Origin of the sequence: Acetobacter fabarum (assembly GCF_029069195.1) — a bacterium.
Taxonomy (GTDB): Bacteria; Pseudomonadota; Alphaproteobacteria; order Acetobacterales; family Acetobacteraceae; genus Acetobacter; species Acetobacter fabarum_A.
In genome coordinates this window covers 223,022-248,092 of sequence record NZ_JARDYK010000003.1, presented here as the reverse complement: position 1 = coordinate 248,092, position 25,071 = coordinate 223,022, and the positions used below count along the sequence as shown (strand labels likewise).

The 25,071-nt window shown below is 58.5% G+C and carries 24 protein-coding genes, 1 tRNA gene and 1 riboswitch; of the genes, 14 read left to right on the top strand and 11 right to left on the bottom strand.

The genetic code is table 11. The features are described 5' to 3' along the window. Window position 1: 1 nt before the first annotated feature. From cobN to PY793_RS06770, 3 genes are read right to left on the bottom strand one after another with little or no spacing between them, the layout of a single operon-like run. Entirely contained in the window at window positions 2-3,442 is a 3,441-nt protein-coding gene (gene cobN, locus PY793_RS06780; protein ID WP_275177324.1) for a cobaltochelatase subunit CobN, read from the bottom strand. 14 nt (window positions 3,443-3,456) lie between these two features. Further along, window positions 3,457-4,509, bottom strand: a complete 1,053-nt coding sequence (gene cobW, locus PY793_RS06775) for a cobalamin biosynthesis protein CobW (RefSeq protein WP_275177323.1) — start codon at window positions 4,507-4,509, stop codon at window positions 3,457-3,459. Beyond that, window positions 4,506-4,946, bottom strand: coding sequence for a DUF1636 domain-containing protein (locus tag PY793_RS06770; RefSeq protein ID WP_275177322.1), 441 nt, complete (start codon window positions 4,944-4,946; stop codon window positions 4,506-4,508). The genes cobW and PY793_RS06770 overlap by 4 nt, the downstream gene beginning before the upstream one ends. A 176-nt stretch (window positions 4,947-5,122) precedes the next feature. Further along, window positions 5,123-5,354: riboswitch (cobalamin riboswitch) on the bottom strand. Between the two features lie 194 nt (window positions 5,355-5,548). Between PY793_RS06770 and PY793_RS06765 the strand changes: the two genes are divergently transcribed. The 3 genes from PY793_RS06765 to PY793_RS06755 all read left to right on the top strand — a co-directional run bounded on the left by PY793_RS06765 (window position 5,549) and on the right by PY793_RS06755 (window position 9,048). Further along, entirely contained in the window at window positions 5,549-6,022 is a 474-nt protein-coding gene (locus PY793_RS06765) for a MarR family winged helix-turn-helix transcriptional regulator (RefSeq protein ID WP_275177321.1), read from the top strand. Between the two features lie 25 nt (window positions 6,023-6,047). After that, complete coding sequence (locus PY793_RS06760) at window positions 6,048-8,258, top strand: FUSC family protein (RefSeq protein ID WP_275177357.1); 2,211 nt, start codon at window positions 6,048-6,050, stop codon at window positions 8,256-8,258. A 190-nt stretch (window positions 8,259-8,448) separates the two neighbouring features. Continuing rightward, window positions 8,449-9,048, top strand: a complete 600-nt coding sequence (locus PY793_RS06755) for an acetate uptake transporter (RefSeq protein ID WP_275177320.1) — start codon at window positions 8,449-8,451, stop codon at window positions 9,046-9,048. A 106-nt stretch (window positions 9,049-9,154) separates the two neighbouring features. On the opposite strand, the gene PY793_RS06750 is transcribed toward PY793_RS06755, so the two are convergent. Then, the gene (locus PY793_RS06750) at window positions 9,155-10,174 is read right to left on the bottom strand and encodes an enoyl-CoA hydratase/isomerase family protein (protein WP_275177319.1); all 1,020 of its coding nucleotides are present in this window, start codon (window positions 10,172-10,174) and stop codon (window positions 9,155-9,157) included. 62 nt (window positions 10,175-10,236) lie between these two features. On the opposite strand from PY793_RS06750, the gene PY793_RS06745 reads away from it, so the two are divergent. Both PY793_RS06745 and PY793_RS06740 read left to right on the top strand, forming a co-directional pair. Beyond that, window positions 10,237-10,731 carry a flavin reductase gene (locus PY793_RS06745; protein WP_275177318.1) on the top strand — a complete coding sequence of 165 codons (495 nt, stop codon included), beginning with the start codon at window positions 10,237-10,239 and terminating at the stop codon, window positions 10,729-10,731. A gap of 49 nt (window positions 10,732-10,780) precedes the next feature. After that, complete coding sequence (locus tag PY793_RS06740) at window positions 10,781-10,912, top strand: hypothetical protein (RefSeq protein ID WP_275177317.1); 132 nt, start codon at window positions 10,781-10,783, stop codon at window positions 10,910-10,912. Between the two features lie 34 nt (window positions 10,913-10,946). Here the strand turns inward: PY793_RS06740 and PY793_RS06735 are convergent, their stop codons facing one another. Genes PY793_RS06735 through PY793_RS06725 form a run of 3 tightly spaced genes read right to left on the bottom strand, consistent with a single transcriptional unit; the run spans window position 10,947 to window position 13,455 of the window. Continuing rightward, window positions 10,947-11,741 (bottom strand): metal ABC transporter permease, encoded by a 795-nt coding sequence (locus PY793_RS06735; RefSeq protein ID WP_275177316.1) that lies wholly within the window; start codon window positions 11,739-11,741, stop codon window positions 10,947-10,949. Then, window positions 11,741-12,547, bottom strand: a complete 807-nt coding sequence (locus tag PY793_RS06730; protein ID WP_275177315.1) for a metal ABC transporter ATP-binding protein — start codon at window positions 12,545-12,547, stop codon at window positions 11,741-11,743. The genes PY793_RS06735 and PY793_RS06730 overlap by 1 nt, the downstream gene beginning before the upstream one ends. Beyond that, window positions 12,544-13,455, bottom strand: coding sequence for a metal ABC transporter solute-binding protein, Zn/Mn family (locus PY793_RS06725; protein ID WP_275177314.1), 912 nt, complete (start codon window positions 13,453-13,455; stop codon window positions 12,544-12,546). The genes PY793_RS06730 and PY793_RS06725 overlap by 4 nt, the downstream gene beginning before the upstream one ends. A 123-nt stretch (window positions 13,456-13,578) precedes the next feature. Between PY793_RS06725 and PY793_RS06720 the strand changes: the two genes are divergently transcribed. Genes PY793_RS06720 through PY793_RS06710 form a run of 3 tightly spaced genes read left to right on the top strand, consistent with a single transcriptional unit; the run spans window position 13,579 to window position 15,734 of the window. After that, complete coding sequence (locus tag PY793_RS06720; protein WP_275177313.1) at window positions 13,579-14,148, top strand: Fur family transcriptional regulator; 570 nt, start codon at window positions 13,579-13,581, stop codon at window positions 14,146-14,148. Further along, window positions 14,148-14,669 (top strand): hypothetical protein, encoded by a 522-nt coding sequence (locus PY793_RS06715; protein WP_275177312.1) that lies wholly within the window; start codon window positions 14,148-14,150, stop codon window positions 14,667-14,669. Before PY793_RS06720 ends, PY793_RS06715 begins: the two co-directional genes overlap by 1 nt. A gap of 27 nt (window positions 14,670-14,696) precedes the next feature. Then, window positions 14,697-15,734, top strand: a complete 1,038-nt coding sequence (locus PY793_RS06710) for an asparaginase (protein WP_275177311.1) — start codon at window positions 14,697-14,699, stop codon at window positions 15,732-15,734. A gap of 76 nt (window positions 15,735-15,810) precedes the next feature. Here PY793_RS06710 and PY793_RS06705 read toward each other — a convergent pair whose 3' ends face one another. Together PY793_RS06705 and PY793_RS06700 are read right to left on the bottom strand one after the other, a co-directional pair. After that, window positions 15,811-16,503: a histone gene (locus tag PY793_RS06705; RefSeq protein ID WP_275177310.1), complete on the bottom strand. Its 693-nt coding sequence runs from the start codon at window positions 16,501-16,503 to the stop codon at window positions 15,811-15,813. Further along, window positions 16,500-16,691 (bottom strand): hypothetical protein, encoded by a 192-nt coding sequence (locus PY793_RS06700; protein ID WP_275177309.1) that lies wholly within the window; start codon window positions 16,689-16,691, stop codon window positions 16,500-16,502. The genes PY793_RS06705 and PY793_RS06700 overlap by 4 nt, the downstream gene beginning before the upstream one ends. A gap of 136 nt (window positions 16,692-16,827) precedes the next feature. On the opposite strand from PY793_RS06700, the gene mtnA reads away from it, so the two are divergent. From mtnA to PY793_RS06680, 4 genes are all read left to right on the top strand, one after another. Continuing rightward, the gene (mtnA, locus tag PY793_RS06695; protein ID WP_275177308.1) at window positions 16,828-17,925 is read left to right on the top strand and encodes an S-methyl-5-thioribose-1-phosphate isomerase; all 1,098 of its coding nucleotides are present in this window, start codon (window positions 16,828-16,830) and stop codon (window positions 17,923-17,925) included. A gap of 31 nt (window positions 17,926-17,956) precedes the next feature. Then, on the top strand, window positions 17,957-18,454 hold the full coding sequence (locus PY793_RS06690; RefSeq protein ID WP_275177307.1) for an aminoacyl-tRNA deacylase: 498 nt from the start codon (window positions 17,957-17,959) through the stop codon (window positions 18,452-18,454). A gap of 112 nt (window positions 18,455-18,566) precedes the next feature. Further along, a complete protein-coding gene (locus PY793_RS06685; protein WP_275177306.1) occupies window positions 18,567-19,457 on the top strand; it encodes a DUF2272 domain-containing protein in 891 nt (296 codons plus the stop codon). Between the two features lie 72 nt (window positions 19,458-19,529). Next, complete coding sequence (locus PY793_RS06680; protein WP_275177305.1) at window positions 19,530-20,573, top strand: cysteine synthase A; 1,044 nt, start codon at window positions 19,530-19,532, stop codon at window positions 20,571-20,573. A gap of 639 nt (window positions 20,574-21,212) precedes the next feature. Here PY793_RS06680 and guaA read toward each other — a convergent pair. After that, on the bottom strand, window positions 21,213-22,811 hold the full coding sequence (gene guaA / locus PY793_RS06675; RefSeq protein ID WP_275177304.1) for a glutamine-hydrolyzing GMP synthase: 1,599 nt from the start codon (window positions 22,809-22,811) through the stop codon (window positions 21,213-21,215). A gap of 227 nt (window positions 22,812-23,038) precedes the next feature. On the opposite strand from guaA, the gene PY793_RS06670 reads away from it, so the two are divergent. After that, window positions 23,039-23,476: a hypothetical protein gene (locus tag PY793_RS06670; protein WP_275177303.1), complete on the top strand. Its 438-nt coding sequence runs from the start codon at window positions 23,039-23,041 to the stop codon at window positions 23,474-23,476. Window positions 23,477-23,546: 70 nt separating this feature from the next. Next, window positions 23,547-23,623 (top strand) — tRNA-Arg (locus PY793_RS06665). Window positions 23,624-23,857: 234 nt separating this feature from the next. On the opposite strand, the gene PY793_RS06660 is transcribed toward PY793_RS06665, so the two are convergent. Next, window positions 23,858-25,042 (bottom strand): alpha/beta hydrolase, encoded by a 1,185-nt coding sequence (locus PY793_RS06660; RefSeq protein WP_275177302.1) that lies wholly within the window; start codon window positions 25,040-25,042, stop codon window positions 23,858-23,860. Window positions 25,043-25,071 lie beyond the last annotated feature (29 nt).

Below are 25,071 nucleotides of genomic sequence, written 5' to 3'. Positions count from 1 at the left end.
CTTATTCATCTCCATCCAACACACAGGCCACGCTGTTACCGCGTGGGTGCCACAGGCCACGCCGCATAGCCTCCCTAAAGCGCTGGCGCATGGCCTCCCTTGCTGCCGGGTTGGCTTTTTGCAAAAAACCATCACATTCCGCATTCCCCAGCGTTGCGGCAAACACCAGATCAAACTGCGGATCAAAGCGCTGGGGCATGGTGGCGGCAAAACCGTGCAGCGCATCCAGCCCACGCGCCAGTTCGGCAACACCGGCGTATCCGTGCTGCTGCATGCCTTTTATCCATTGCGGGTTGGCCAGACGGCCCCGCACAATGCGTGCGACCTCATCGGCTGTCCCGCGCAGGCGAGGGGACTGTGGGCGGGATGTATCTCCGTGCAGAACCGCAGGTGCTCCCCCCGCCATGTGGCTGGCGGCGGCCAGCCCCCCTTCATGCGCAGCAATATCGGGGCTTTCCAGCAGATCGGTCTCGGCATTGTCCTGCACATGCAAAACTGTTTCAGCCCGTCCCAGCAGGGCGGACAGGGCGGCCTGATCGCGCGTGCCATCCCGCCCGCCACCATACATCCACGATGAACCTTCCAGCCATGCAGCACCCAGTTCTTCACGGTTATGCCATGTGCCATGGAGCAGATATTCCTCCACTCCCGTACCGTAAGTCCCTGCTGCGGCACCAAAAATACGTGCCGTAGCCCGTTGGCGGGCCTCCCCCTCCAGCCCGCGGGCCTGTGCGGCAAGGGGGTTCCAGTCATCCGGCTCACGCCGGGCGGCAACAGCGCTTACCGCCTGATCGAACAGGGCAATCTGCTCGGCAAAGGCATCCCGGAAAAGACCAGAAATACGAAGCGTGACATCTACTCTGGGCCGGTCCAGCACAGGGAGGGGAATAACCTCGAACCCGCACACATGGCCCGTGCTGGCAGTACGCTGCACCTCCACCCCCATAAGGCGCAGCGCCAGAGCCAGATCCTCCCCGCCCGTGCGCAGGCTGGCCGAACCCCACATATCCATCACAAGTCTGGTCAGAGATTCGCCGTGTTCTTGCAGGTGGCGGGTCAGCAGCACCTGTTCCATCCGGGTAGCCAGCACCACGGCAGAAGGCGTTGGCAGGGCACGCGGGTCCACGGTAAAAAGGTTGCGCCCGGTTGGCAGCACGTCAATACGCCCGCGCGTAGGGGCACCGGCTGGCCCGGCCGCAACCGGCTGCCCCGCCAGAGCCCCCAGAAGAGCATGCATTTCCGCCGTGCCACACTGCTGTATGCGCTGCGTCACGTCGGCCACAAATGGCTGATCCTCCGACCTGCCACATGCCTGGGCAATGGTTTGCACAAGAGCCGTGCAGCGTGGCGCTGTTTTGCCAAAAACATGCAGCCCATCACGGATCTGCAGGTCCTTGACATCGCACAGATACGCATCCAACCGCGCAAGTGCTTCCGTTTCATCCAACTCTCCGGGCCTGACACCACTTTCGGCCAGAACACCCGTGCGGGTTGCGCGTTCTAAAATATCCGCCCGTAACAGAGCGCCACGGCGGGGGTCCAGCCCATCGGCTTCTGCATATTCATCAATCAGGCGTTCGAGTTCCTGCATTTCACCCGACAGGCTGGCCTGCATGACCGGGGGCGTCATATGCCCGATGGTCACTGCGCCCAAACGCCTGCGGGCTGCAGCGGCTTCCCCTGGATTATTCACAATAAAGGGGTAAATGACCGGCATCGCCCCCACAAGCACCGCAGGCGCACAGAACGGGGAAAGGGCCGTTACCTTGCCGGGCAGCCATTCCAGCGTGCCATGAGTGCCCAGATGCACCAGCGCATCCAGTTTTTGAATACGGCGTAGCCAGAGGTAGAACGCCACATAGGCATGGCACGGCGGCTGGTCCGGGTCATGATAGGTGGCTTTACGCTCTGCGGTTTTCCCCCGGTCGGGTTGCACGGCAAGGGTTATGTTGCCCAAAGTCAGGTAACGCAGGTGGAATACACCGTCCTTGACCGCAGCATCCTGCTCCGGCTGGCCCCATGCGTCTGCAATGGTGGCCATGAAATCCATCGGCAACTCCGCGCTCAGGGCCTTATAGTCCGCCAGAGACAAAACAGCCTGCGGGGGGGACTGGGCCATACGACGGGCCAGTTCCTGCGCAGTTGGCACCGGTAGCTCTCCCACCCGGTACCCCTGCTGCTGCATATGCTCCACAATATTGTGGAGGCTGGCAAAACCGTCCAGACCAACGGCATGGGCCACATGCGCACTGCCTTGCTCAAGCCCCGCTCCGGGGTAATCCGAGAGCACAATGCCAACCTGTTTTTGCTCTACAGGCGCACGCCGCAACCGCGCCCATGCCATGGCCCGCGCCGCCACCATGGCAATACCCTCTTCATACGCCACACGCTGGGCGGGCAGCCCCGGAGCCGCCTCCCGACGGAAAGAAATGGGAAATGTGGCGATTGTTCCATCAAGTTCTGGCAGAACAACCTGCATGGCCAAGTCCGAGCGCCCCAGCCCCCGCGCGCTTTTGGCCCACAATACCTGTGTGCAGCCCGGCTGGAGCACCTGCAAAACAGGCGCATCCGCCGCATCCAGCGGAGAGCTTCCCTGCCCCCCACGAGCGGAAAAACAGGTGGCGTTCAACACCACATCGGGCTTTGTGCCGCGCAGGTATGCGGCCACACCCTGCGCCACGTCGTTGTCCTTGAGGGATGTAACAAACAGCACCGCCAGGGTGCAGCCCTGCGCGGCCAGCACTTCGGCCAGCCGCTCCACCCCTGCCATGTCCGAGGCCTGAAGATGCGCGCGGTAAACAACAAGCACCACCGAACAGCCCTCCACCCCTCCTGCAGCCGGATACGTGCGGTAAATACCCCATGTGGGCAGCGGTTCAGGTTTTGTGTCGTCATCCTTCCCACGCCCGGCAAGGGCTGACATAAGCCGCAGGGCTGCGGCCATGTTGGCAGGCCCACCTTGGGCAAAAAAACCGTTCAGGCGCTGTCTCTGGGTGGCCTGCACACCATAGGACAGCTCCGCCAGACGGGCATCATCCACCAGACCACCTACTGGCTGGTCCACCACGCCACACCCGGCATGGCCGGGCAGGAACACGACAGGCACAGCCTGCTCACGCGCCCAGACCGCCAGTTCCTCCACACCGTAACGCCAGTAATCCAGTCCACCCAGCAGACGCACCACCACGCATCTGGCACCTTGCAGGGTGCTTTCCACATACAGATCGATCGACATGGGGTGCCGCAGACGGGCCAGACTTGTCACCTGAACGGACGGCAGACGGGCATGCGCCTGCGCGCGCATCTGCTGTGCCGCGTGGCGCAGCCCCAGCAGATCGCTGTCCGTAAAGGACAGGACAACAATATCCGCACCGGGCAGGCCCAGATCTTCGGCTGTATCCTGCTCATCCAGTGTCCGGTTTTCGCGGACCAGAAGGTGCATGCCCGTAAACTCCCTTACGCAGCCAGGTGACCTGCCAGAGCAGTGGCAATGGCCGTAGCATCCAGCCCTTTCTGGCCGATCACCACAATGCGGCCCGTACGGTCCTCCCCCGCGCCAAGGGGACGGTCAAATTCGTGCCGGAAGCGGCTGCCCACACCCTGCACGGCCAGACGCATGGGTTTGCCCGCAACGGCTGCAAAGCCTTTCATGCGCAGCACGTCAAAACTACGCGCCGTATTTTGCAGGGTGGTCAGAAATTCATCCACACTGTGCTGCTCGGGCACGGCTACCACAAAGCTTTCAAAATCATCATGCTCGTGCTCGCCATCTTCCGCATCATGGTGGGATGGGCGGGCAGCAAGGTCGCTCTCGGCCGCAGCGCCAATGCCCAGCAGCACGGCGGGGTCCACCCTGCCTTCCGTTGCCCGCACAATCTGCACGGGGCGGGGAGCATGGTCACGGATATGCTGCTCAACAATGGCCAGTTGCTCCGCATCCAGCAGGTCTGTCTTGTTCAGCACCACCAGATCAGCGGCATTGATCTGGTCTTCAAACACCTCGGCCAGTGGGTTGTCGTGATCCAGTGAGGGGTCTTCGGCCCGCTGTGCTTCCACGGCCTGCGGGTCATCCGCAAAGCGCCCGGCGGCTACGGCGGGAGCATCCACCACGGCGACAACACCGTCCACCGTCATGCGGTTACGCACCGTGGGCCAGCCAAAAGCCTTGAGCAGAGGTTTGGGCAGGGCCAGACCCGATGTTTCGATCACCACATGTTCAGGCGGGTCGGCCCGGTCCAGAAGAGCCTCCATGGTTGGCAAAAAGTCATCAGCTACAGTACAACACAGACAACCATTGGTCAGTTCGACAATATCTTCCTCACGGCAGCCTTCCACCCCGCAGCCACGCAGGATTTCGCCATCAATACCAAGCGAGCCGAATTCATTGACCACCACGGCAATGCGGTGCCCCTGCGCACGGCTGAGCAGGTGTCGCAGCAGGGTAGTTTTACCAGCGCCCAGAAACCCGGTGATAATGGTTACGGGCACGCGTGTCTTCGCAGCAGTCATGATTCTTCCTGTTCGTTGTAAAGTATTGCGGGCACGCGCCCCAGCACCATATTGGCCAGCGCTGCCGGACGGCGCGACGGCATGACAGTCCCTTTGGCGGAAGCCGCGTACTGGCGGGCATAAGCCAGAATATCCTCCGCTTTTTCCGGCCCGAGGTGGCCCAGCAGCCATGTCCAGCGCCCGGGCATGGCTATGGCCGCAGTACACCCCCTGTCACATGCCGCCAGACACGCCACCGGGCGCAGCGTTGCGCAAGGAGTAGCCCCAGCCAGACGCTCCGCATCCAGCAGGTTTTGCAGGCGCTCGAGCAGTTGCGCCCCCGGCGGGCAATCCATGGCAGGCCCGCCCCGCCTGCACGTAACGCAGACATGCAGCACGGGTGGCTCTGCCTGTACTGCATGGACAGAAGGGAAAAGCAGGGAGTGTTCGGTGGTCATGCGTCTTTCCAACAGGCCATTGATTCCACAATATGGAGGCGTGGCAGGCATGGGGCAGTAACAACCAGCCCTCTGCCACGCATATGGCAAAGAAAACGCACCACCGGGTGCATCCGTGCCTGCCGGGCACCCCGCCAGGAGACAACGCCAGAACGCAACCATTCCAGCAGGAACGGCCTTACAGACTTGTGATGGCAGGTCTCCTGGCTTGTACCCTGCCTGTGCCAGCATGGGCTGACGCAAAACACTGTTCCGCAGCCTTCCCGAGTCCCGAAAGAACCAGTGGCGACCCCGAACAGGGCCGGAGCGGAACATGATGGGTACTTACAGTTGCGGGGGCAGCGACGGCCTTGCACCGATCTTCCCTTTTCACCCCCGGTCAGGGGCACCATCAAGTGCAGGCATGATGTGCACAAAAACCATGTCGATTCAAGGCGTGTCGCATTGTGGCCGAGCATGGCTGCGCGGCATGAACAGGGCGGAAGGACCATACCCTGCCCTGAAACAGGGAGCACGGAACATGATTGACCCGTAAAGCGGACTGGCCTACTTTAGCCATATACTTTTTATCTCAACTATAATGACACTAACTTATGGACCACATGACTGAGCAGCGCCACATGCCAGCACTGGACGAAACGTATTTTCCCGGCATGGCGCTGACCTTCCGGGTCATGCGACTGGCAACGCTCTGGCGCACGCAACTGGACCGGGCCCTGCGCCCGCATGGCATGTCCCTTGCTGTCATGCGCCCCATGGCCTACCTGTGCATGCTGCCTGAAGGGGCAACCCAGCGCGATCTGGCCCAGACCATGACCATAGACTGCTCGGCACTGGTACGCGTACTTGACCTTCTGGAAAAACAGAAGCTGATCACCCGCAAACCCGATGCTCAGGACCGCCGCGCAAAACGCCTGTTCCTGACAGATGCCGGGCAGGAACAATGCAGGCTGTTCCATGCGATCGCCGCCGAACTTGAGCAGACCATACGGCACTCACTCCCCTTAGATCAGGCCAAGACCCTCACACAGACCCTCTCCTCCTTGCTCGAAGCACACCATGCCCACACGCTCTGACCTGCACACTCTGCCCGGCTCGTTCATGCAATGGGTCAACCAGCGTTTTGTCCCCGCAGTTTTTGCAGATGACACCCGCTGGAATGGCTTTACCGCTACGGCGGGCTATACCATCCGTGTGTTCCTTTCCATTGGTATCGCGCTTTTTCTGGCTTTTGTTTTTCAGCTCCAGTCCCCGCTCAGCGCGGCGACAACGGTGCTGATCGTCTCCAACCCCACGGTTGGGGCCATGGTCTCCAAAAGCGTGTGGCGTCTTATTGGCACGCTGATCGGGGCTACGATCAGTGTGGGGGTTATGGCTGTTTTTGTGCAGTCCCCTGTTCTTTACTTTGCAGTTCTGTCCATTTTTGTCGGTCTTGCCTGCATGGTCGCCACGTTTTTACGGTTTTTCCGTGCCTATGCAGCAGTGCTGACCGGCTATACGATCGTAATTATCGCAGCCCCCGCCTTTGCCGACCCCGACGGAATTTTTCTGTCCGCCATGAGCCGCCTTTCTGTTGTGGCAACGGGTATTCTGGTCACGGCCTGCGTGTTCATGGTCACATCCGTACGCAAACCCAGCACTGTACTGCACAAACTCGGCCAGACGTTCAGAGAAACCGTTCTGCACGCCAGAACCTTCCATAAAGCCGAAAGCGAGCGCACAACGCCCGAAGCGCTCGAGGCCACCGTAACCAGCACCCTGGAAAAGCAGGAGCAGAAAACCCAGAGCGCCAATGCGGCTTTTCGGGGGCTCAGCCAGCCAATCTATGACAGTCGCAGCAAACTGCTGGCCAACATGTCCGGCCTGACACCCGCCATAGAATTTGCTGCAGCCGACGACCCGGACATGCAAAACCGCGTACGCAACCTGCGCCTGTGCCTGAGCCGCCTGACCGGGCTGATTGTCAGCTACCACCCATACTGGCTGACTTTTTCCGCCGGGGTGGAAGAAACCCGCGCCGTGCACCTGCTGGTTGCCCAGACACTGGGCCGGATTCTGGAACTGACCGAAAACCCTAACTGGCTGACCAGTCCCGCCCCGCTCTCCACCTGCCTGCATGACGCACTTAAAACGCTGGAACAGCTTGCCCGCCAGACCACCAGCACCACCACCCTGGCCGCGCTGGACAACACACGAGACGCGCTGGTGCAGATGGACCTTGCCCTGCACGACCTGACCAGCCCGCACCCCGACCGCACACAGGTCAACATCCAGCCCTATCTGGAATGGCCAACAGCCCTGCGCAACGGCGTACGTGGGAGTTTTATTGCCTTGCTGGCCGGTATGTTATGGTATGTTCTGCACTGGAGTTCGGGCCCACTGCTGATCATATACACCGTTGCGGCATCGAGCCTTTTGTCCACCACCCCTTCGGCAGCCAAAGCCAGCCCCATGATGGCGGCAGGTACCCTGCTGGCCGTACCCATGGGGTTTTTGTGCCACACACTGGCCCTACCCCGTATAGATGGCTACCCGCTGCTCTGGTTGAGTCTCTGCCTGTTCCTGCTGCCGGGCGTGTGGTTGCAGTTCCACCCGCGTTACAGCATTGGCGCATTCGGGTATGCCGTGTTTTTTACCATGATGCTCTCCGTCAACAACCCGATTGTTTATGACGACCTGACCCTGACCAACAACTGGATGAGCATAATTGCCGCATGCGCCCTGCTGGCTATTGTCTTCAAGGTTATTCTGCCAGCCGATCACAGGCTGGATGCCGCACGGCTGGTAACGTCCCTGACGCGCAGCATTCAAAAACTGGCGCGCACCCCTTATGGCCGCACCGAACCCTGGGTGGCGTGGGAAGGGCTGCAACTGCAAAAAATCTCACGCCTGATGATGCGCCTCTCCTTCATGACCACCAATCTGGATCGGCAGGGCTACACGGACGCAGCCTTTGCCTCACTCTCCCTTGGCAGGCTGATTGTGCGGCTCAAGTGGAATGCGGCTCACGCAGCACTGGACCCGCAGGCTCAGACCACTCTGACAAACGCATTGAACGCCTTTGCCCAACTCCGCCACAATCCGGCAGAAACAGCTCATGCGCTCAAGCAGGCTGCCCAGGTCATCCGCACCATTCCAACACAGGAAGCGGGGTTATCCCTGACGCGCGACCGAACCCTGTCCTGCCTTGAGCAGGCAGCCAATATCATTCTTTCAGTTCCTGGTTTTTTCCATGCCCGCGGCCCCATTCAACAGGCAGAAGACCTGAGCCGACCTGCCGTTCCGGTTTCTGTCCACCCTGCTGCGCGCTAGATTTTTTACTGGAAACTCCTTGGGAGAATGACCCCAATACTGTAAAAAACAAATTTTAGAGAGCATCGAACTTTATAGTTTCATTTAGTAAATTAGTTTTTACGCCGTTAATATATTTTTTATGGGAACTTAACCTGAGAGCCCCTCTTATAATCGAGCCATTACATTAATCTCCATAAGAAGAAACACCATGGCTCAAACTGATCTTGCGCTCCATACCCCCCTGCGGGCCAACCCGGCTCCGCTTGGCCTCATGGGGTTTGGCATGACCACCATTCTACTCAACCTGCACAATGCAGGGCTTGTGCCCATGGGCTCCGCCATTCTGGCCATGGGTCTGCTTTTTGGCGGAATTGCACAGATTATTGCAGGTATTCTGGAATACGATGCAGGCAATACGTTTGGCATGACAGCCTTTATCTCCTACGGTGCGTTCTGGCTGACTCTGGTCGCCCTTATCGCCATGCCGCATACAGGCATTGTGCCTGCCAGCTCACCCGCACTGGTGGGCAGCTACCTGCTCCTTTGGGGATTGTTCAGCTTTATCCTGTTCCTGGGCACACTCCGGGCCACACGCGCGCATCAGGTTATTTTTGGCACGCTGGTTATTCTGTTTGCACTCTTGGGGCTGGGTGATCTGCTGGCCCAGCCGGGACTAACGGTGATCGCGGGTTACGAAGGTCTGCTGTGTGGCCTGTCCGCTGTGTATCTGGCTGCGGCCGAGATTCTGGAAGCCCAGTTCAAATGCCCGGTCCTGCCTGTTGGCCCCTATACACCCGCCACGGCCTGAACCTGCGTCACACCCCTTAATTTTTAACACAAGCCCGTTTTTAAAATAACATCGCCAGCAGCCCGGACCCTGACCTTACAGGGGCTGGGCTGCTGTGTTTCCGTACCTAGCTGGCTAACACAGCCTCCAGCGCCGCAACATCCACTGCCGCCAGCACCGGAGGTTGCCAGATCGGTGCATTATCGCGGTCAATCAGGCGCGCGCGCACACCTTCCACAAAATCCGTACGTCCCAGCATGTAACGAACCAGCCGCCCCTCAATGGCAAAAGCCTCCCGCAAGGAGGACGCCTTGCGCGCATGCTGCCAGCCATACCATGCCGCAAAAATGGACGTTGGACAGGCGCGTGAAATATCCTCCAGGTCCGTCTGGGCGATCTTCTTGCCCGAACATTCCAGCCCACGCACAATCTGCTCCAGACTGGCCGACGGGTCGTATTCCTCCAGCATGCAGGCCTGTGCAGGCAGCGCCAATGGGCCAATAAGCCCGAACACATCTTCCACCGGCCGCAGTGCCAGCAACCCACGCAGATTATCCAGACTGTCTGAAGGTACCATACGGTCCGCAAAGCCCATGGCGACGGCCTCTACCGCGCTCATGCGTCCACCAGTAAGCGCAAGCCGTAAACCCGCCCCACCAGAAGCGCGCGACAGCAGCCATGACCCACCTGCATCAGGCACAAGCCCTATGGATGTTTCAGGCATGGCCACAATGGAACGCTCGGTAACAACCCGGTAGCGGGCATGACCACCCAACCCCACACCACCGCCCATGGCAATACCATCCATGAACGACACAACGGGTTTGGCATATTGCGCAATATGCAACATGGTCTGGTAAACACGGTCCATCAGCTCAAAGGCCCGGTCCGGGCCATCTGTCAGCAGCACATCCCGTATGGCCTTGAGGTCCCCGCCTGCGCAGAATGCACGCGGAGCACTGCTTTCAATCAGCACCACATGCACGGATGGGTCATCCCGCCATGCGGCCAGTGCGCGTTCAATGCCGGTCGCCATCTCCAGGTCAACGGCATTCAGCCTTCTCGGCTTGTCCAGTATGATGCTCCCCAGATGCCCCCGCCGGGCCGTTCGCACGCATGCCGTGCCGGAAAGGACGTCCTTGATCATTGCTTTCCTCTTTGTTTCATGCACAAACACATAGCCATCAACCGTTGTGATGAGGACAGCAGATGTTGGCTCCGGAGACCAGTGCCTATCGTGAAGCCATGGCCAGACTGGGTGCGGCCGTGAATATTGTAACAACAGGAACACTGGATAACCCGGTCGGATTTACCGCATCTGCCGTTTGCTCCGTGACCGACACGCCTCCCACATTGCTGGTATGTCTGAACCGCAACAGTCGCGCGCGCTCCGCCTTTTATGAGGAAGGGTCCATGTGCGTCAATGTTCTCACATCCGGCCAGCAGGACCTGTCCAGCCATTTTGCAAGCCCGAACACCATGGCTGAACGCTTTGCCGCAGGTCACTGGCAGACACTGGCCACCGGTGCTCCCGTACTGCACGAAGCCGCCGCGACCTTTGACTGTCAGATCAGCCAGATTGTGGAAGTAGGCACCCATAGTGTTCTTTTTGGCGTTGTGCAGGGTATTTTATGCCATGCAGGTCCGGAAGGACTTGTTTATTTCAACCGCAGATACCACTCTCTACCTTGTCAGCAGGATTAACAGTGGCCCCAAGGGCGCCGCATTCCTGTTTATAAAAGGAGCATAACTGATGGTCCGTAAACGTTCCCAAAGCCGCGCTCTGGCCCTTTCCACCACACGGAACCAGATGGTTCTGGCCCTGTATGCGGCCTTGGCCGCCGCTGTTGTGCTGGGCACGGGCCTGAACTGGCTGCTTACCTGAAAATACCTTGACATCAGGCACCATCTGCCCAGCCCTAGCGCCCGCGCAGATGGGCCACCACATTGGCGGCGGCAAACACCACGCTCCCCAGCAGCGCAATCCAGAAGGATGCGGGGCAGTCGCTGAACCATGACAGGCACAACCCGCCCCATGCCTCGCACAGGGCAAGGGTGGACGACACTACCATGCCCGGCATTGGGCCAAAACCCAGCCGCAGGCTGGCGGCGGCCGGGGCGACCATAAGTGTAAAAACCAGCAGTACGCCAGTAATCTGTGAACACATGGCCGTGGCAATACCCACCAGAGCCAGAAACAGCACATCCAGCAGACGCAGGTTAAGGCCTTTGGCCTCGGCCACATCAGGCTGGAGAGAAGCAAACAGTAAGGGTCTGCTCATAACGCCAAGGCACGTAACACAGCCTATGGCCAGAGCACCCAGCCAGTAAAGACTGGACGGGGCAATACCCAGAATGTCGCCAAACAGCAAAGCCGTGGCAGCACCCGCCGAGCGCGTAAGAAAATGCAGGCACAAAGCCCCAATACCCATGGCGAGCGAAAGTACCAGCCCGATCATGACATCCCGCCCGATCACCCGGTCGCTTGCCATGCCCATGCCCATACCGCTGACAACCGCACTCAGCCCGAACCCCAGCAACGCGGGCTGCCCCCACAGCAAAGCGGCTCCTGCCCCTGCAAACCCGACATGCGAGAGCGCATGGCTGGCAAAGCTCTGCCCCCGCAGCACCAGAAACCACCCTACGGGACCACAGACAAAAGCCGCCAGAAACGCAGCGATAAACGCGGTGCGCATAAATTCGTAGGCAAACATCAGCGCGTATGCTCCGCACAGTCACAGCAATGCAGGGTGTCTGCCCCGCCATCAGCCACCACAAACAGACGCCCGTCTACGCGCACCACCTCAACCGGCGCGCCGTAGAGCGCACTCAGGGCCGGGGTTGTCATGACCTCATCCACACTCCCCAATAACGCCTTGCCATGCGCCAGATAAAGAACGTGGTCCATAAACCCCATAAGCGGGTTAATATCATGCGTGGAAAACAGGACCGTTAACCCCCGCGCATGCGCCAGATCATAAATCCGGCGCGTTGTCTCGCGCATGCGGGCGGGGTCCAGACTGGCCAGCGGCTCATCGAGCAGCAGAATACGTGGCTGGTCCAGCAGGGCCTGCGCCAGCAAAAGCCGCTGCCGCTCCCCCCCTGAAAGAGACATAACCGGCCGCATGGCCAACTCCTGCGCGTCCACCGCGTCCAATGCGGCGTTCACCTCCGCCCGTGCACTGGCAGAACACCATGGCAGGCCCCATGTCCGACCATGCAGGGCGGCGGCCACCATGTGCCATCCGCTGAGCTGCCCGGCAACCATACGACGCATCTGCGGCATGTAGCCTACGGGCATGCGGCCTTTGCCAAAACTCTGCCCTTCCACGCGCACATAACCCTGCTCTGGCGTGGCAAGCCCCAGAATGGCGCGAAAAAGAGATGTTTTGCCAGCGCCATTCCCCCCCAGCACAGCCACAAAGCTGCCTGGTGGAATGGCAAAGCTCACCTGATCAAGCACACGCCGCCCGCCATACGACACGCTCAGCCGCCCGGCCTCAATAGCCGGAATACTCACTGCTGCACTCCCAGCAACTGGCCTGTGCGGGCAAGAATGTCATGTACCCAAACCTGCCAGTGCTTGCGCGGAGGCAGCATTTCAGACAGCGGCATGGTTGGCACATTGGACTGCTGCGCAAGCTCCAGCAAATGCCTGACCGATGGTTCTTCCACCTGCTGGTTATAGACCAGCATTTTCAGACGCTTTTCTTTCAGGTCGCTCTCAAACGCTGCTACGGTGGAAGGTGCTGGCTCCACATCGTTCATGATCGCAAGCTGGTAGGCCCGTTCATCCATCTGCAAACCCAGAAGATCCGCAAGAGGGGTGAACAGAGGCTCAGTCGCAGCGACATGCATGCCCGCCACATGCGCCCTCAGCAAACCAGCGTGCGCCTGAATGGACTGGATGATCAACTGCATTTTTTGCGCGCGACCGGCGTATCCATCCGCATGATCGGGGTCTATACGGGCGCAGGCTTCGGCAAAATGCCGCACAAAAGCGCTCACCGCATCCATGTTGAACCACAGATGCGGGTTGCCCCCCTCCTGCCAGCCTGACCACGAATCGGCCTTCACATACCGCGCGGGCAAAAGACCGGAGGCCGCAACCAGCTTGTCAGCCCATCCATCGTAGCCCGCGCCATTAGCCACAACCAGTTCTGCCGCCGCAATCATGCGCGCATCGGTCGGGGTGGCCTGATATTCGTGCGGGTCCACCGTGGGAGAGGACAAAATGGCCACAACCCGCATATCTGGCGCGGCAATCTGTGCGGCAATATCACCCCATGTATTTTCCGCTGCCAGAACCAGCGGCATTCTGGCGGCCTCCGCGCTCCGGGCCACAAACCCGAGAGTGCTCACCACCCCCAACGCGCAAAGAGCTGTTTTTAACCAGAAATTCTGTTTTTTCCTGCCCGGAAAAACCATGACACCGCCCCCTCAATCAATGATATGTAATAATATTACATTAGTTCTTATCATCCGTCACCTCATCACACATATCTGGTCTTCCTCTGCTGGCTCGTTTAGGCTAAAAATAAGAGAGAACGGATGATGAACATGCAGACCAGAACGCCACCCTCCTCCCCACCGGTTAACTGTTACGGTTTTTCGGACCGCGTTCAGCACCAGCTTGAACACGCCGCGCACCTATGCGCCGGACAGGGAGGACGCATGACGCCGCAACGGCGCGATGTTCTAGGCCTTATCCTGACTGCCACAACACCCGTCGGAGCCTACGACCTGCTTGAACAGCTCAAAACATCAGGGCGCAAACCAGCCCCCCCTACCGTTTACCGCGCGCTCGATTTTTTGCTCGAACATGGCCTGATTCACCGCATTGAACGCCTGTCCGCCTTTGTGCCATGCACCCACCTCCAGCACGACCACACGCACGGCCCGGTGGAAAACTGCCTGCATAGTGCACAGTTCCTGATCTGCCGGAACTGTGGCGGTGTGACCGAAATTGCCGATGCCCCGCGCGTTCTCGATGTGCTGAAAAGTATTTGTGGCAAAAAAAACTTTACCATGCAAAGCGCATCGGTCGAAGTGGAAGGCGTGTGTGAAGACTGCGCACGCGCCACACGCGGCCAGAAAGGGCCTGTCCCAGCCCCCAACTGATGGCACCAACCGCCCCAACCGGCCCTGTTCAGCCAGACCTGCCAACCCTGCCTGCTGGCAAGGCCTGCAAACCCGTTCGGGCGGGTAAAAGAACAACCCGACCCAGAACAGTTTCCACAGCACCCGGCTTACAGCAGACAGACCTGTTTGCCCTGCCGTTGCCGCCACTCCCGCGTTCGCACTTCCTGCCTGACGAAATCCGCCTGAGCCTTGTGCCAGCACCAGAAAAACTCCAGTCTTCTGGTGAAGACTCTTTTTTATACATGGTTGTTTCGCAAAATCATGCGCAGCATCTTATAACCAACGGGCTTCCCCTTAACCGGCACGCTCCCCTTATGCTCACCGAACGGGGCGGCGTTCCTTCATGGCTGGAAAAAATAGCCGAAACCACAGCATGTGATGCACATGGCATGCCTGTTGTACTCAGGCTCAAACGCTCCCTTGTTGCTCAAGCCCTGGAGGTAGAACCAGACCATACGGCGGAATTTGCAACTCCATGCTACCTTCTAAGCGGCAATTAAACATTCTTGATCAACGGGTCCAGTTTCATGACAGATGACGTCCTTCTTGCTCAGACAATCCGCAACGGCATTGTGGAATCCAGCCATTATGGCGCAGTCATTGTTATGGATGCCCACGGCAAAACCGTTTTTTCCGCCGGGGACTGCACAACACCTGTTTTTCCACGTTCCACGGTCAAGGCGTTACAAGCGCTCCCATTACTGACCGAGGGTGCCGCAGACCGTTTTGCCCTGCCAGATACGGCTCTGGCACTGGCCTGCGCCTCTCATCAGGGGGAGCCTGCGCATATTGCGGTTGCCGCGGACATGCTGGCCCGCACCGGTCTGGATTACGGCGTGCTCGAATGTGGTACCCACTGGCCACTGGATACGACCAGCGTCCACGCGCTGGCGGCTGCGGGACAAACACCTTGCGCGCTGCATAACTGCTGCTCCGGCAAACATGCGGGTTTTATCTGTCTGTCCTGTGCGACCGGGCAGGACGTGGCGCACTACACACGCCCAGAACACCCCGTTATGCAAACCGTTGCCCAGACACTGCAAGACGTTACCGGAGCGCCCCATACCACGGCAAACATGGCTGTGGATGGGTGCGCCATTCCTACATGGGCCATTCCACTCTCTGCGCTGGCTCTGGGTTATGCCCGCTTTGCCAGCGGCACCGGCCTTTCCCCCGACCGGGCATTGGCCGCACAGCGCCTGCGCAACGCCATAACCCGGAACCCGTTCATGATCGCGGGTAGCGGGCAGTTTGACACGCGGATCATGACCGAACTGGCTCCTCAGGTTCTGACAAAAATGGGGGCTGAGGGTGTGATGATTGTCGCCCTGCCAGAACAGGGGCTTGGCATAGCCATAAAATGCCGTGATGGCGGCGTACGTGCGGCAGAAACTGCAGCGGCAGCTCTGATCGCCCGCTTTGCCCGCATAGAGACTGCACCTGTTTTAACATACTTCATGCGCCGCCCACTTAAAAACTGGAATGGTCAGATCGTGGGGGAGCTGCGTGCATCCAGCTTGCTGGCACAGGCTTATCTACCTCCCGCCCCATCAGGGCAGGACTGAGCATAAAACGACATAAGCAATACGGGCCTGACCACCTTCTGTGTGGTCAGGCCCGCACCATAAAGCGACTTGACCCTTACGCCTTTGCGGCACGAGGGCGTCGTGTTGCGGCGGCTTTGCGCTTGCGCGTGGGAGCGGCTTTTTCTGTCTCGGCCGCGGCTTCGGCTGCCAGACGTTCATAACGCTTGCGACGACGACGTTCCTGCACAATACGCAGTTTTTCAACTGCGGACAGGTTCTTGGCATTTTCTGCGGCTTCGGCCTTCTCAGCCCGCTTCCGTGTTGCTTTTGCAGCAGGCTTGGCCGGAGCCGGAGCTTCCACCACGGCCTTGCGGGCAGGCTTGCGCGCGCGAATGGCGGCGGGCTGCGCAACTTCTGGCACAGCAGCAGCCGTGGCGCGTGTTGCACGGGCGGTTGCCTTGGCTGTTTTGACCTTGCGGACAGCTTTGACCGGAGCTTCGGCCACAACGGCTGCGGTTTTTGTACGGCGCGCAGGCTTGACGGCGGCTTCCACCGGAGCGGGCGTGGACTTGCTGGTTTTTCCGGCTGTTGCAGGCTTGGCCGTTTTTTCTACTTTGGCCGCCTTGCGGAGCGCTGCACTCTGACGTGTCTTGCGCGCGGTGGATGCCGGTGCTTCCACTGCAAAAATTTCTTCTACCACTTCCACTTTTGTACGCGGAGCACGTTTTTTAGGGGTCGTTACAGCGGCGGCACGGGCGGGGGTACGTTTACCGACAACAGCCTTGCGGCCTTTTTTGGTCTCACTCATTCCAGCATTCCTCTTTCATCTTCTTTTAAAAAATCAAGAAGAGAAAACATTCTTTTAAAAAATAAAAAACAAACCTGTTCGTGGCACATTCCGCAACATCGGCAAAGCGCGCCCATTTCCCATTCTACATAACAAAAATGACTGGAAATGCAAAAAAATACTCTCAACTTTTCAAGAATAGACTGCATGGATTCAACCATTCCACACTATATGTTCTACTCATGTTCGCAAAACTGTCATGACATGAGGATATTGCTCACACACTCAAAGAAACCCTATGATCAGCGGATGATTTTTATCTTCCGCCATCAGGAACCTTAGACCATGAAAATTAACGGCACACCTTACCGCAGCGTCTGGGTTGATGAAAAAGACGGCTGGTCCGTGCATATTTTTGATCAGACCCGCCTGCCTTTTGCACTGGATATTCTCCAGTTGACCACACCCGGGCAGGTTGCCCACGCCATTAAAACCATGCAGGTCCGTGGTGCTCCGCTTATTGGCGCAGTTGCTGCCTATGGTCTGGCTCTGGCCCTGCGCACGGACAGTTCCGATACCGCATTGGAGCAGCAGGCCGCCATGTTGGCAGCCACCCGCCCCACGGCCATCAATCTGGTCTGGGCGATTGAAAGAATGCTGAACCACCTCCGCCACCTCCCCCCCACACAGCGGGCTGGTGCGGCATATGCCGAAGCTGGCCGCATCTGTGACGAAGATGCAGCCCAGAATGAAGCTATTGGTCTGCATGGTCTGGAACTGCTGCGCACACTGGCAGCACAACGCGGCAAGAATGACAGACTTAACATTCTGACCCATTGCAATGCGGGCTGGATTGCCACAGTGGACTGGGGCACAGCTCTGGCCCCCATTTACATGGCACACGACGAAGGGCTGAATGTGCATGTCTGGGTGGATGAAACACGCCCCCGCAATCAGGGGGCAGCCCTGACGGCATGGGAGCTTGGCAGCCACGGCGTGCCCCATACCGTGATTGCAGACAATGCCGGGGGGCACCTGATGCAGCACGGGCTGGTTGACATGGTTATTGTTGGCACCGACCGCGTAACCCGCAACGCCGATGTAGCCAACAAGATTGGCACCTACCTGAAAGCTCTGGCCGCACGGGACAACAACGTGCCGTTCTGGGTTGCCCTGCCCTCCACCACCATAGACTGGCGCGTGGCCGATGGCGTGCATGAAATCCCTATTGAAGAACGCCCGGAAGCCGAAATTACCCATGTCCATGGCCGTGATGACAACGGGCAGATCAGCCGGGTACAGATTACTCCGGACAGCAGCAGGGCTGCCAATCCCGCATTTGACGTAACCCCGGCCCGCCTTGTAACCGGCCTGATAACAGAAAAAGGCTGCTGCGCCGCCACACCCGATGGCCTGCTCTCCCTTTTTCCCGAACGAGGCTGAAACCCCCGATCACATTGGAAAAATGCCTGTTATGCCAAACTCTCATCAAACACCGACAACGCTTTTTCTGGCCGCCCATGCCGTGCCTTACACCATGCATGATTATGATTACGTCTCCGATCCGGGCAAGATCGGCCTGCATGCCGCAGCTGGCATAGGCATTGAGCAGGAAAAGGTTTTTAAGACCCTGATGGTGGAAATCGACAAAAAGCAGGTTGTCTGCACCGCCATTCCCGTTCACCTGAAAATGGACCTGAAAAAAGTGGCTGCCCTTTTTGGCGGCCGCAACGCCCGCATGCTTGGCGCTGAAAAAGCTGAAGCACTCACGGGTTTTCAGGTTGGTGGAATCAGCCCCTTTGGCGCTCGTACCACCGTACCCGTGGTGTTTGACGAGAGCATTGTTAAACTGGACAAGCTCTACATCAACGGTGGTGGCCGGGGTCTTGTTGTGGAACTGGCCCCGGCAGACGCCATAAGCTGCGTGCAGGCCCAGACCGCCAGCATTACCGTGGATACCCCCCCGGCCTGAACAGACAAAAAGCACACAGGCAGGACAAAAGGAGCATAAACCCCCTTCCACCCTCCAGAAAGGACGCCTATTCCTTACAACGCCCAAAGCCCCGTTCTGGTATGGAGACAAGATGCCACGCAAGCTGACTGTGGCCCTTCTGGCACCTTTGTGTCTGGCGGCCTGCACCCCCCAGCCCTCTTCGGGGGGCGGTTCATCCCCCCATGGCGGCAGCGTATCGGGCGGCTATGGCCTGAACAGCCATGTGCCGGACTTTGCCACGCGCAATTTTGAACCTTTCAATCCGCAGGATGTTGTCGCCATTGCCATGCGCGAATGGCGCCTGTTTGGCAGCCCGGTCAATGATGATGACCCCGAACAGCGCCCCGAACCACAGGTGGCCGCAATCAAGCCCGAACGGGCACCCGGCCTGTGGCAGCGCGTAGGCGAATACTGGTGGATCGGCATGGACCCCAACATGACCGAGGCCTCATGGAGCGGCAAACACAATGCTGATGGCCAGTTGACGGACTTTGTGCATGACGGTTTTTTTGCATGGTCGGCTGCTTTCATTTCCTACGTCATGCGCATTGCCGGAGCAAATGACCGCTTCCCCTACTCGCCCAACCATTCCACCTATATCAACGCCGCTGCATCGGGGTTATCCCCCATCCTGCGCGCGCGCGACCCCGCAGCCTATACCCCCAAAGCGGGGGATCTGATCTGCGTGGCCCGTGGACGTGGCAGGCAGAGCATCCGTTTTGCAAGCCTGCCAACCTCCTACGGTTTTCCGGCACATTGCGGCTATGTGGTGGCCACAGGCCAGAATGGACCACCCTTTGGCCGCCAGATCAGCATTATTGGCGGCAATATTGACGATGCCGTGGCCCTGACCCACGTCCCCACGGATGAGCAGGGGCGTCTGGCAAGCCCGACCGGGCAGAGCTACGACCCACGCTATCCTTGGTGTGCAGTTTTAGAGGTGCTATATGATGCGCAAGAAGAACCGGACGCAGGCAGGTAAGCCACAGGAGTTTATCTCCTGCGCAGACCAGCCCCGATCACCCGACCTGACCATAGCAAGCAGGGTATACAGATGACCAAAAGCGCAGCACCCTCCACCACCTATCCTGGCTGGACCTCACTCTCCCCCGACATGCCCGGTGCGGTAGGTGGAACCCCTCTCATTCTTCTGCGCAAGGCTTCTGAGGCAACGGGTTGCCAGATATACGGCAAGGCGGAGTTCATGAACCCCGGCGGCTCCGTAAAGGACCGTGCGGCTCTTGCCATTATTGATGACGCGGAACGCCGTGGTGTGCTCAAACCCGGCGGCACCCTTGTAGAAGGCACAGCGGGCAATACCGGCATTGGCCTGACTCTGGTTGCCAATGCCCGTGGCTATAAATGCGTGATCGTCATGCCCGAAACGCAGAGCCGTGAGAAAATCGGCTTTTTACGCATGATCGGCGCCGACCTGCGCCTTGTGCCAGCCAAGCCTTACCGCGACCCGGGCAACTACGTACATGTCTCCCGCCGTCTGGCGGAAGAAAACGGATGGGTCTGGGCGAACCAGTTTGACAATACCGCCAACCGTGAAGGCCACCGCGCCACTACGGCGCAGGAAATCTGGCAGCAGATGGAGGGGCAGATAGATGCCTTTACCTGCGCATGCGGCACTGGCGGCACACTGGCAGGCATAGCCCTTGGCCTGCATGATGCAGCCCGGCGTGATGGCGTAAAAGCCCCGCAGATCGTACTGGCAGACCCCGAAGGCTCCGGCCTGTATGGCTGGGTCAGGAATAACGACCTGTCCGTAGCGGGGTCTTCCATTACCGAAGGCATTGGCCAGTCCCGCGTGACCGGCAACCTTGAGGGCGCTCCCATTGATGATGCAGAGCGTATTCCCGACCCCGAAGCACTGGACGTCATTTACAGCCTGCTGGGGGAAGAGGGCCTGTCTGTCGGGGGGTCTTCAGGCATTAATGTCGCCGCTGCCATACGCATCGCCCGCAGACTTGGACCGGGCCATAAAATTGTGACCATTCTGGCAGATGGCGGCGCGCGGTATGAATCCAAACTGTTCAATCCGACCTTCCTGCGCGAGAAAAATCTGCCAGTCGCTCCCTGGCTGGATCAGTAAGGTTATGTCCCTGCCCGGAGAAACCCTGTTATGGTCAGTTCTTTGGGCAGGCATTACCAGAACTCCGGGCCATACCTGTTTTATGGACCCTATCAAGGAGCACGCCCCGATTTTTGGCGTGAGGTGTTAATGACAAAACTCGGTCTTCCCGAAAGCTGGCCTGTTGCGGTATTCTGCTGCCTTGTCACCCTGACCATTTCCATTGCCGCATTTTGCATCGGCATTGTTGTCATTCAGGATTTTAATATTTTTCCTGGTCTTCTCTGGCTTTTTATTTCAGCACTGACGCTATGGCTGTCAGATGTCTGCATAGATTGGCATAACCGCCCGCCGTCGAATAACAGATAGATTGTTATGACGCAGCCCACTTCCCCCACGTCATCCCGCACCTTACGGGTGGTGGATATAGGCTGCGCACATGCCAAAGCATCCGTATCTTCAATAGCCGCTTCAATATCACTTATCCCGACATAGATCAGGATGAGACGTTAAATGACATTGTGCGCAAGACCGACCTCACCCCCATTTTTGGGGCAAAAAAACAGGGAGCACTCATCTGAATGCTCCCTGTTTGCAATTTACAAAACCCGACCCCGGTAGCTTACAACAAAGCCACCTTTCACAGTGGTACTGTAACGCTCATTCCCACTCGATCGTGCCCGGGGGCTTGGAGGTAATGTCATATGTCACGCGGTTAATGCCGCGGACCTCGTTCACAATCCGCCCGGCTACTTTGGTCAGGAAGCTCATGTCAAACGGGTAAACATCTGCGGTCATGCCATCCGTGCTGGTAACGGCACGCAGGGCACAGGCCTGATCATACGTACGGCCATCCCCCATAACGCCCACAGTACGCACGGGCAGAAGCACAGCAAAAGCCTGCCAGATGGCATCGTACAGACCAGCCGCACGGATTTCTTCCAGAAAAACGGTATCCACCTTGCGCAGCAGATCCAGCTTTTCACGCGTAATATTCCCAGGAATACGAATGGCAAGCCCCGGACCGGGGAAAGGATGCCGCCCGACAATAACTTCAGGAATACCCAGTTCGCGCCCCAGATCGCGCACTTCGTCCTTGAACAGTTCACGCAGCGGTTCCACCAGTTGCATGTTCATGCGTTCGGGCAGGCCACCAACGTTATGGTGGGACTTGATGGTAACAGACGGCCCCCCCGTAAAGCTCACACTCTCAATCACATCGGGGTAGAGTGTACCCTGAGCAAGGAACTGCGCACCACCGAGTTTGGTGGCCTCTTCCTCAAACACTTCCACAAACAGGCGGCCAATGGTCTTGCGCTTGATTTCCGGGTCTGTCACGCCATCGAGCGCGGTCAGGAAGATGTCAGACGCATCCCGGTGGATAAGCTGGATATTGAACTGGCCCCGGAAGGTTTTGATAACATCATCAGCCTCCCCTGCACGCAGCATGCCGTGATCGACAAAAATACAGGTGAGCTGGTCGCCAATGGCCTCGTGGATCAGCACAGCAGCAACGGAGGAATCCACACCGCCGGACAGGCCGCAGATAACCTTGCCGCTCCCTACCTGAGTGCGAATACGGGCAATTTCCATTTCGCGGAAACCAGCCATGGTCCATGAACCTGAACACCCGGCCACGTTATGCGTAAAGTTTTCCAGCAGGGCCGCACCATGCGGCGTGTGCACGACCTCGGGGTGGAACTGCACCCCATAAAGGCGACGCCCTTCATCCGCGATAACCGCAAACGGTGCCCCCTGACTGACAGCCACCGTGCGGAACCCCGGCGGCAACGCCACCACCCGGTCACCATGACTCATCCAGACCTGTTCACGGCCACCACGCGCCCATGCCCCACGGAACAGGGCGCAGTCTTCTACAATATCCACAAAGGCACGGCCGAATTCGCGGTGTTCCCCGCTTTCCACTTCCCCGCCAAGCTGCCTGCACATGGCCTGCTGACCATAGCAGATACCCAGAACAGGCACAGCCATCTCGAACACCACATCCGGAATTCTGGGAGCGTCTGGCGCGTTCACGCTTGCCGGACCACCAGACAGAATAATACCACGCGGAGCAAAAGAGCGTATTTTTTCAGCGTCTGTCGTAAAAGGCCAGATTTCGCAATACACGCCGCTTTCACGCACGCGGCGGGCAATCAGCTGCGTAACCTGACTACCAAAATCCAGAATCAGAATACGGTCATGGTGCAAGGCTTCATCCAGCACAACAGGTGAAACGGGCTGAGCGGCATCGGACATGGGTCATGGTTCTTTCTGGTCTGCGTCAGGGTTGGCTTTCTTGTGCAGTGGGGACAGACACGCTCAAGGCCTACCACTAAGTAAGTATGACAGCGGATATAAAGCCATGCGGCGGCCCCGTCACCCTATAAAAGCCAGAATAACGAGCAAATCTGTTTTCCACCCGGACTTGCCACAACCTGCTTATCACCCCAGATTCAGGCTGACAGCACAGGAGAGCACCGAACATGAACGCCAGACACTTGCAGTTATGCGGATACGCCATCCTGCTGGGCATGGGGTGGTCAGCCGTTACCCCCGCACAGGCCGCGACCTCCGCCGCCAATGACCCGTATGGAGACTGGACAGGCATGCTGGTGACAGACAAAGGCCGCGACTGCCCGACCGAAGGGCTGTCCTATATGCAGATCCAGCCCACACACATGATCTTTGTGCCCCAGATGGGCAATCTGGTCCTGCGTGGCGTCCCCAACAAGGAGCGTCAGCACTACCATGCCCAGCTCATTCTGACCGATGCCCGCAAGCAGCCTTTGCCCATCGTTTTTGAAGCCCATCCGATAGACGACACATTTGAGGGCATTTACGGAACACCGACCTGCCGCGCGCACATTACGCTGCGCCGCCCCGAGAACCATCCGCTGGATAACTTTTTGAACCGAAATTAAAAAAAAATCAAAAATATCATTTTTAGGGGTTGCCGAGGTCAGGATGCTCGGCTAAACACCCCCTCACGGCGCACCCGTAGCTCAACTGGATAGAGCACCAGACTACGAATCTGGGGGTTAGAGGTTCGAGTCCTCTCGGGTGCACCACATTTTTCCAAAAATAAAAATGCCTGAAACAGCCAACAGTTTTGTTGTTTTATACCTGTTCCAGAGCAGCACAACCAATCTGAACTGGCTCCCTTACCTTCATGGTAGCATGACGGGCTCCAGAACGTAACAGTGTGCAAAGCATATGCGCAGCCTAAAACAGGCACAGCAGTCTGCAAAAAAAAACCGGAACACTGCATAATGCTCCGGTTTTCACCAGTTTTTTACAAAACCTTATTGCGCAACCGGCCTGCACACCGCCTGAACAGGCTGACCATTCATGACTGCTACGGTAAAAGCTGCGGAATCCGCCATGGATGCCAGAACAGCCTGAGAGTGGTCCTGCCCCTTATACAGATGCGCCTGCACAACAGTACCTGCCTTGCAGGCGTCCTTGACCAGCATAAGCTGCCCTTGGGGGGCTACGTCCCTATCTGTCATGCCAATACCGACAAACAGCGGCACATCCAGCTTGAGCGTGGGGAACTGCATGCCTTTGAACGCCGGTGCCATCGCCTGTAACAGAGTAGGTTCAAACGCATTGGCGCGCGTCAGCCCTTCGGTTTTTATGCGCTCCATCAACGGGCGGGCGCATATTTCCGATGCGGCATGGAACGCGGGCATGGCGCGCGGCGTAAAGGCCTGTTCCGGGTTGAACGCGGGGTTAAGCCCGGCCTCGGATGCGCCCATCAGCAGGCCATAAGCCACAAGCGGATCTATGCCGCTTGCACTGTTCTGTGGTTTGGCATGCAGGACGGCCTTGATCACCTCAGGCGACATATAGGGAATACCCGTGGCCACCACCCCACGCACATGCAATGCCGGAGCGTAGACCGGGGCATAAGCTGCGGAAGCAAACGCCGCCCCCGCTCCCTGAGACTGCCCCACGATCATGATGTTGTTGCTCAGATCGGGCAGACCAGCCAGTGCAGCCCTTACCCCATCCAGCACACTGTAGGCTTCTGCCCGGGCGTTCAGATACGGATGTGTGCCATCGCTCCCCAAGCCCTGATAATCGGTAGCGACAATGGCAAACCCACGGCGCAGCCATTCGCCCAGATATGTCTGGTCCCGCGTGGAACGGGGATTAAGAGATGGGGCGCAACTCCTGGCGACCCCCACCGTCCCGTGTGCCCAGGCCACAATCGGCCAGCCGCCCTGTGGGGCTGGTCCTGCAGGGTAAATCACAACTCCTGTAACCGGCACCAACCCAATACCCGACACCCCATTGGTGGACAGATACTTAATGCCAAAAGCCGGACCACTCCCCGCAACCCCAAGCTCGGGTGCAAGCGGCTGGTGCTGCGTCAACGCGCCACAAACCGGCACAGGTGGAGCCGGCACCTGTGGTGCTGGCGTCTGGCACGCCGCCAGTGCCAGCAGGGAAACAGCAGCAACAAGACGTGGTATGGACTTCATGAAATACCCCTTGTACGGGGCTTATGCGC

Bases quoted from the DNA above. Each gene is read 5' to 3' on its own strand.
- PY793_RS06760 (WP_275177357.1), top strand. From the start codon at position 6,048: ATGCAATGGGTCAACCAGCGTTTTGTCCCCGCAGTTTTTGCAGATGAC.
- PY793_RS06745 (WP_275177318.1), top strand. From the start codon at position 10,237: ATGTTGGCTCCGGAGACCAGTGCCTATCGTGAAGCCATGGCCAGACTG.
- PY793_RS06690 (WP_275177307.1), top strand. From the start codon at position 17,957: ATGCCAAACTCTCATCAAACACCGACAACGCTTTTTCTGGCCGCCCAT.
- PY793_RS06705 (WP_275177310.1), bottom strand. From the start codon at position 16,503: ATGAGTGAGACCAAAAAAGGCCGCAAGGCTGTTGTCGGTAAACGTACC.
- PY793_RS06680 (WP_275177305.1), top strand. From the start codon at position 19,530: ATGACCAAAAGCGCAGCACCCTCCACCACCTATCCTGGCTGGACCTCA.
- PY793_RS06720 (WP_275177313.1), top strand. From the start codon at position 13,579: ATGATGAACATGCAGACCAGAACGCCACCCTCCTCCCCACCGGTTAAC.
- PY793_RS06750 (WP_275177319.1), bottom strand. From the start codon at position 10,174: ATGATCAAGGACGTCCTTTCCGGCACGGCATGCGTGCGAACGGCCCGG.
- PY793_RS06755 (WP_275177320.1), top strand. From the start codon at position 8,449: ATGGCTCAAACTGATCTTGCGCTCCATACCCCCCTGCGGGCCAACCCG.
- cobN (WP_275177324.1), bottom strand. From the start codon at position 3,442: ATGCACCTTCTGGTCCGCGAAAACCGGACACTGGATGAGCAGGATACA.
- cobW (WP_275177323.1), bottom strand. From the start codon at position 4,509: ATGACTGCTGCGAAGACACGCGTGCCCGTAACCATTATCACCGGGTTT.
- PY793_RS06670 (WP_275177303.1), top strand. From the start codon at position 23,039: ATGAACGCCAGACACTTGCAGTTATGCGGATACGCCATCCTGCTGGGC.
- PY793_RS06710 (WP_275177311.1), top strand. From the start codon at position 14,697: ATGACAGATGACGTCCTTCTTGCTCAGACAATCCGCAACGGCATTGTG.
- PY793_RS06770 (WP_275177322.1), bottom strand. From the start codon at position 4,946: ATGACCACCGAACACTCCCTGCTTTTCCCTTCTGTCCATGCAGTACAG.
- PY793_RS06725 (WP_275177314.1), bottom strand. From the start codon at position 13,455: ATGGTTTTTCCGGGCAGGAAAAAACAGAATTTCTGGTTAAAAACAGCT.
- PY793_RS06700 (WP_275177309.1), bottom strand. From the start codon at position 16,691: ATGCAGTCTATTCTTGAAAAGTTGAGAGTATTTTTTTGCATTTCCAGT.
- guaA (WP_275177304.1), bottom strand. From the start codon at position 22,811: ATGTCCGATGCCGCTCAGCCCGTTTCACCTGTTGTGCTGGATGAAGCC.
- PY793_RS06715 (WP_275177312.1), top strand. From the start codon at position 14,148: ATGGCACCAACCGCCCCAACCGGCCCTGTTCAGCCAGACCTGCCAACC.
- PY793_RS06735 (WP_275177316.1), bottom strand. From the start codon at position 11,741: ATGTTTGCCTACGAATTTATGCGCACCGCGTTTATCGCTGCGTTTCTG.
- PY793_RS06765 (WP_275177321.1), top strand. From the start codon at position 5,549: ATGACTGAGCAGCGCCACATGCCAGCACTGGACGAAACGTATTTTCCC.
- PY793_RS06660 (WP_275177302.1), bottom strand. From the start codon at position 25,042: ATGAAGTCCATACCACGTCTTGTTGCTGCTGTTTCCCTGCTGGCACTG.
- PY793_RS06740 (WP_275177317.1), top strand. From the start codon at position 10,781: ATGGTCCGTAAACGTTCCCAAAGCCGCGCTCTGGCCCTTTCCACCACA.
- mtnA (WP_275177308.1), top strand. From the start codon at position 16,828: ATGAAAATTAACGGCACACCTTACCGCAGCGTCTGGGTTGATGAAAAA.
- PY793_RS06685 (WP_275177306.1), top strand. From the start codon at position 18,567: ATGCCACGCAAGCTGACTGTGGCCCTTCTGGCACCTTTGTGTCTGGCG.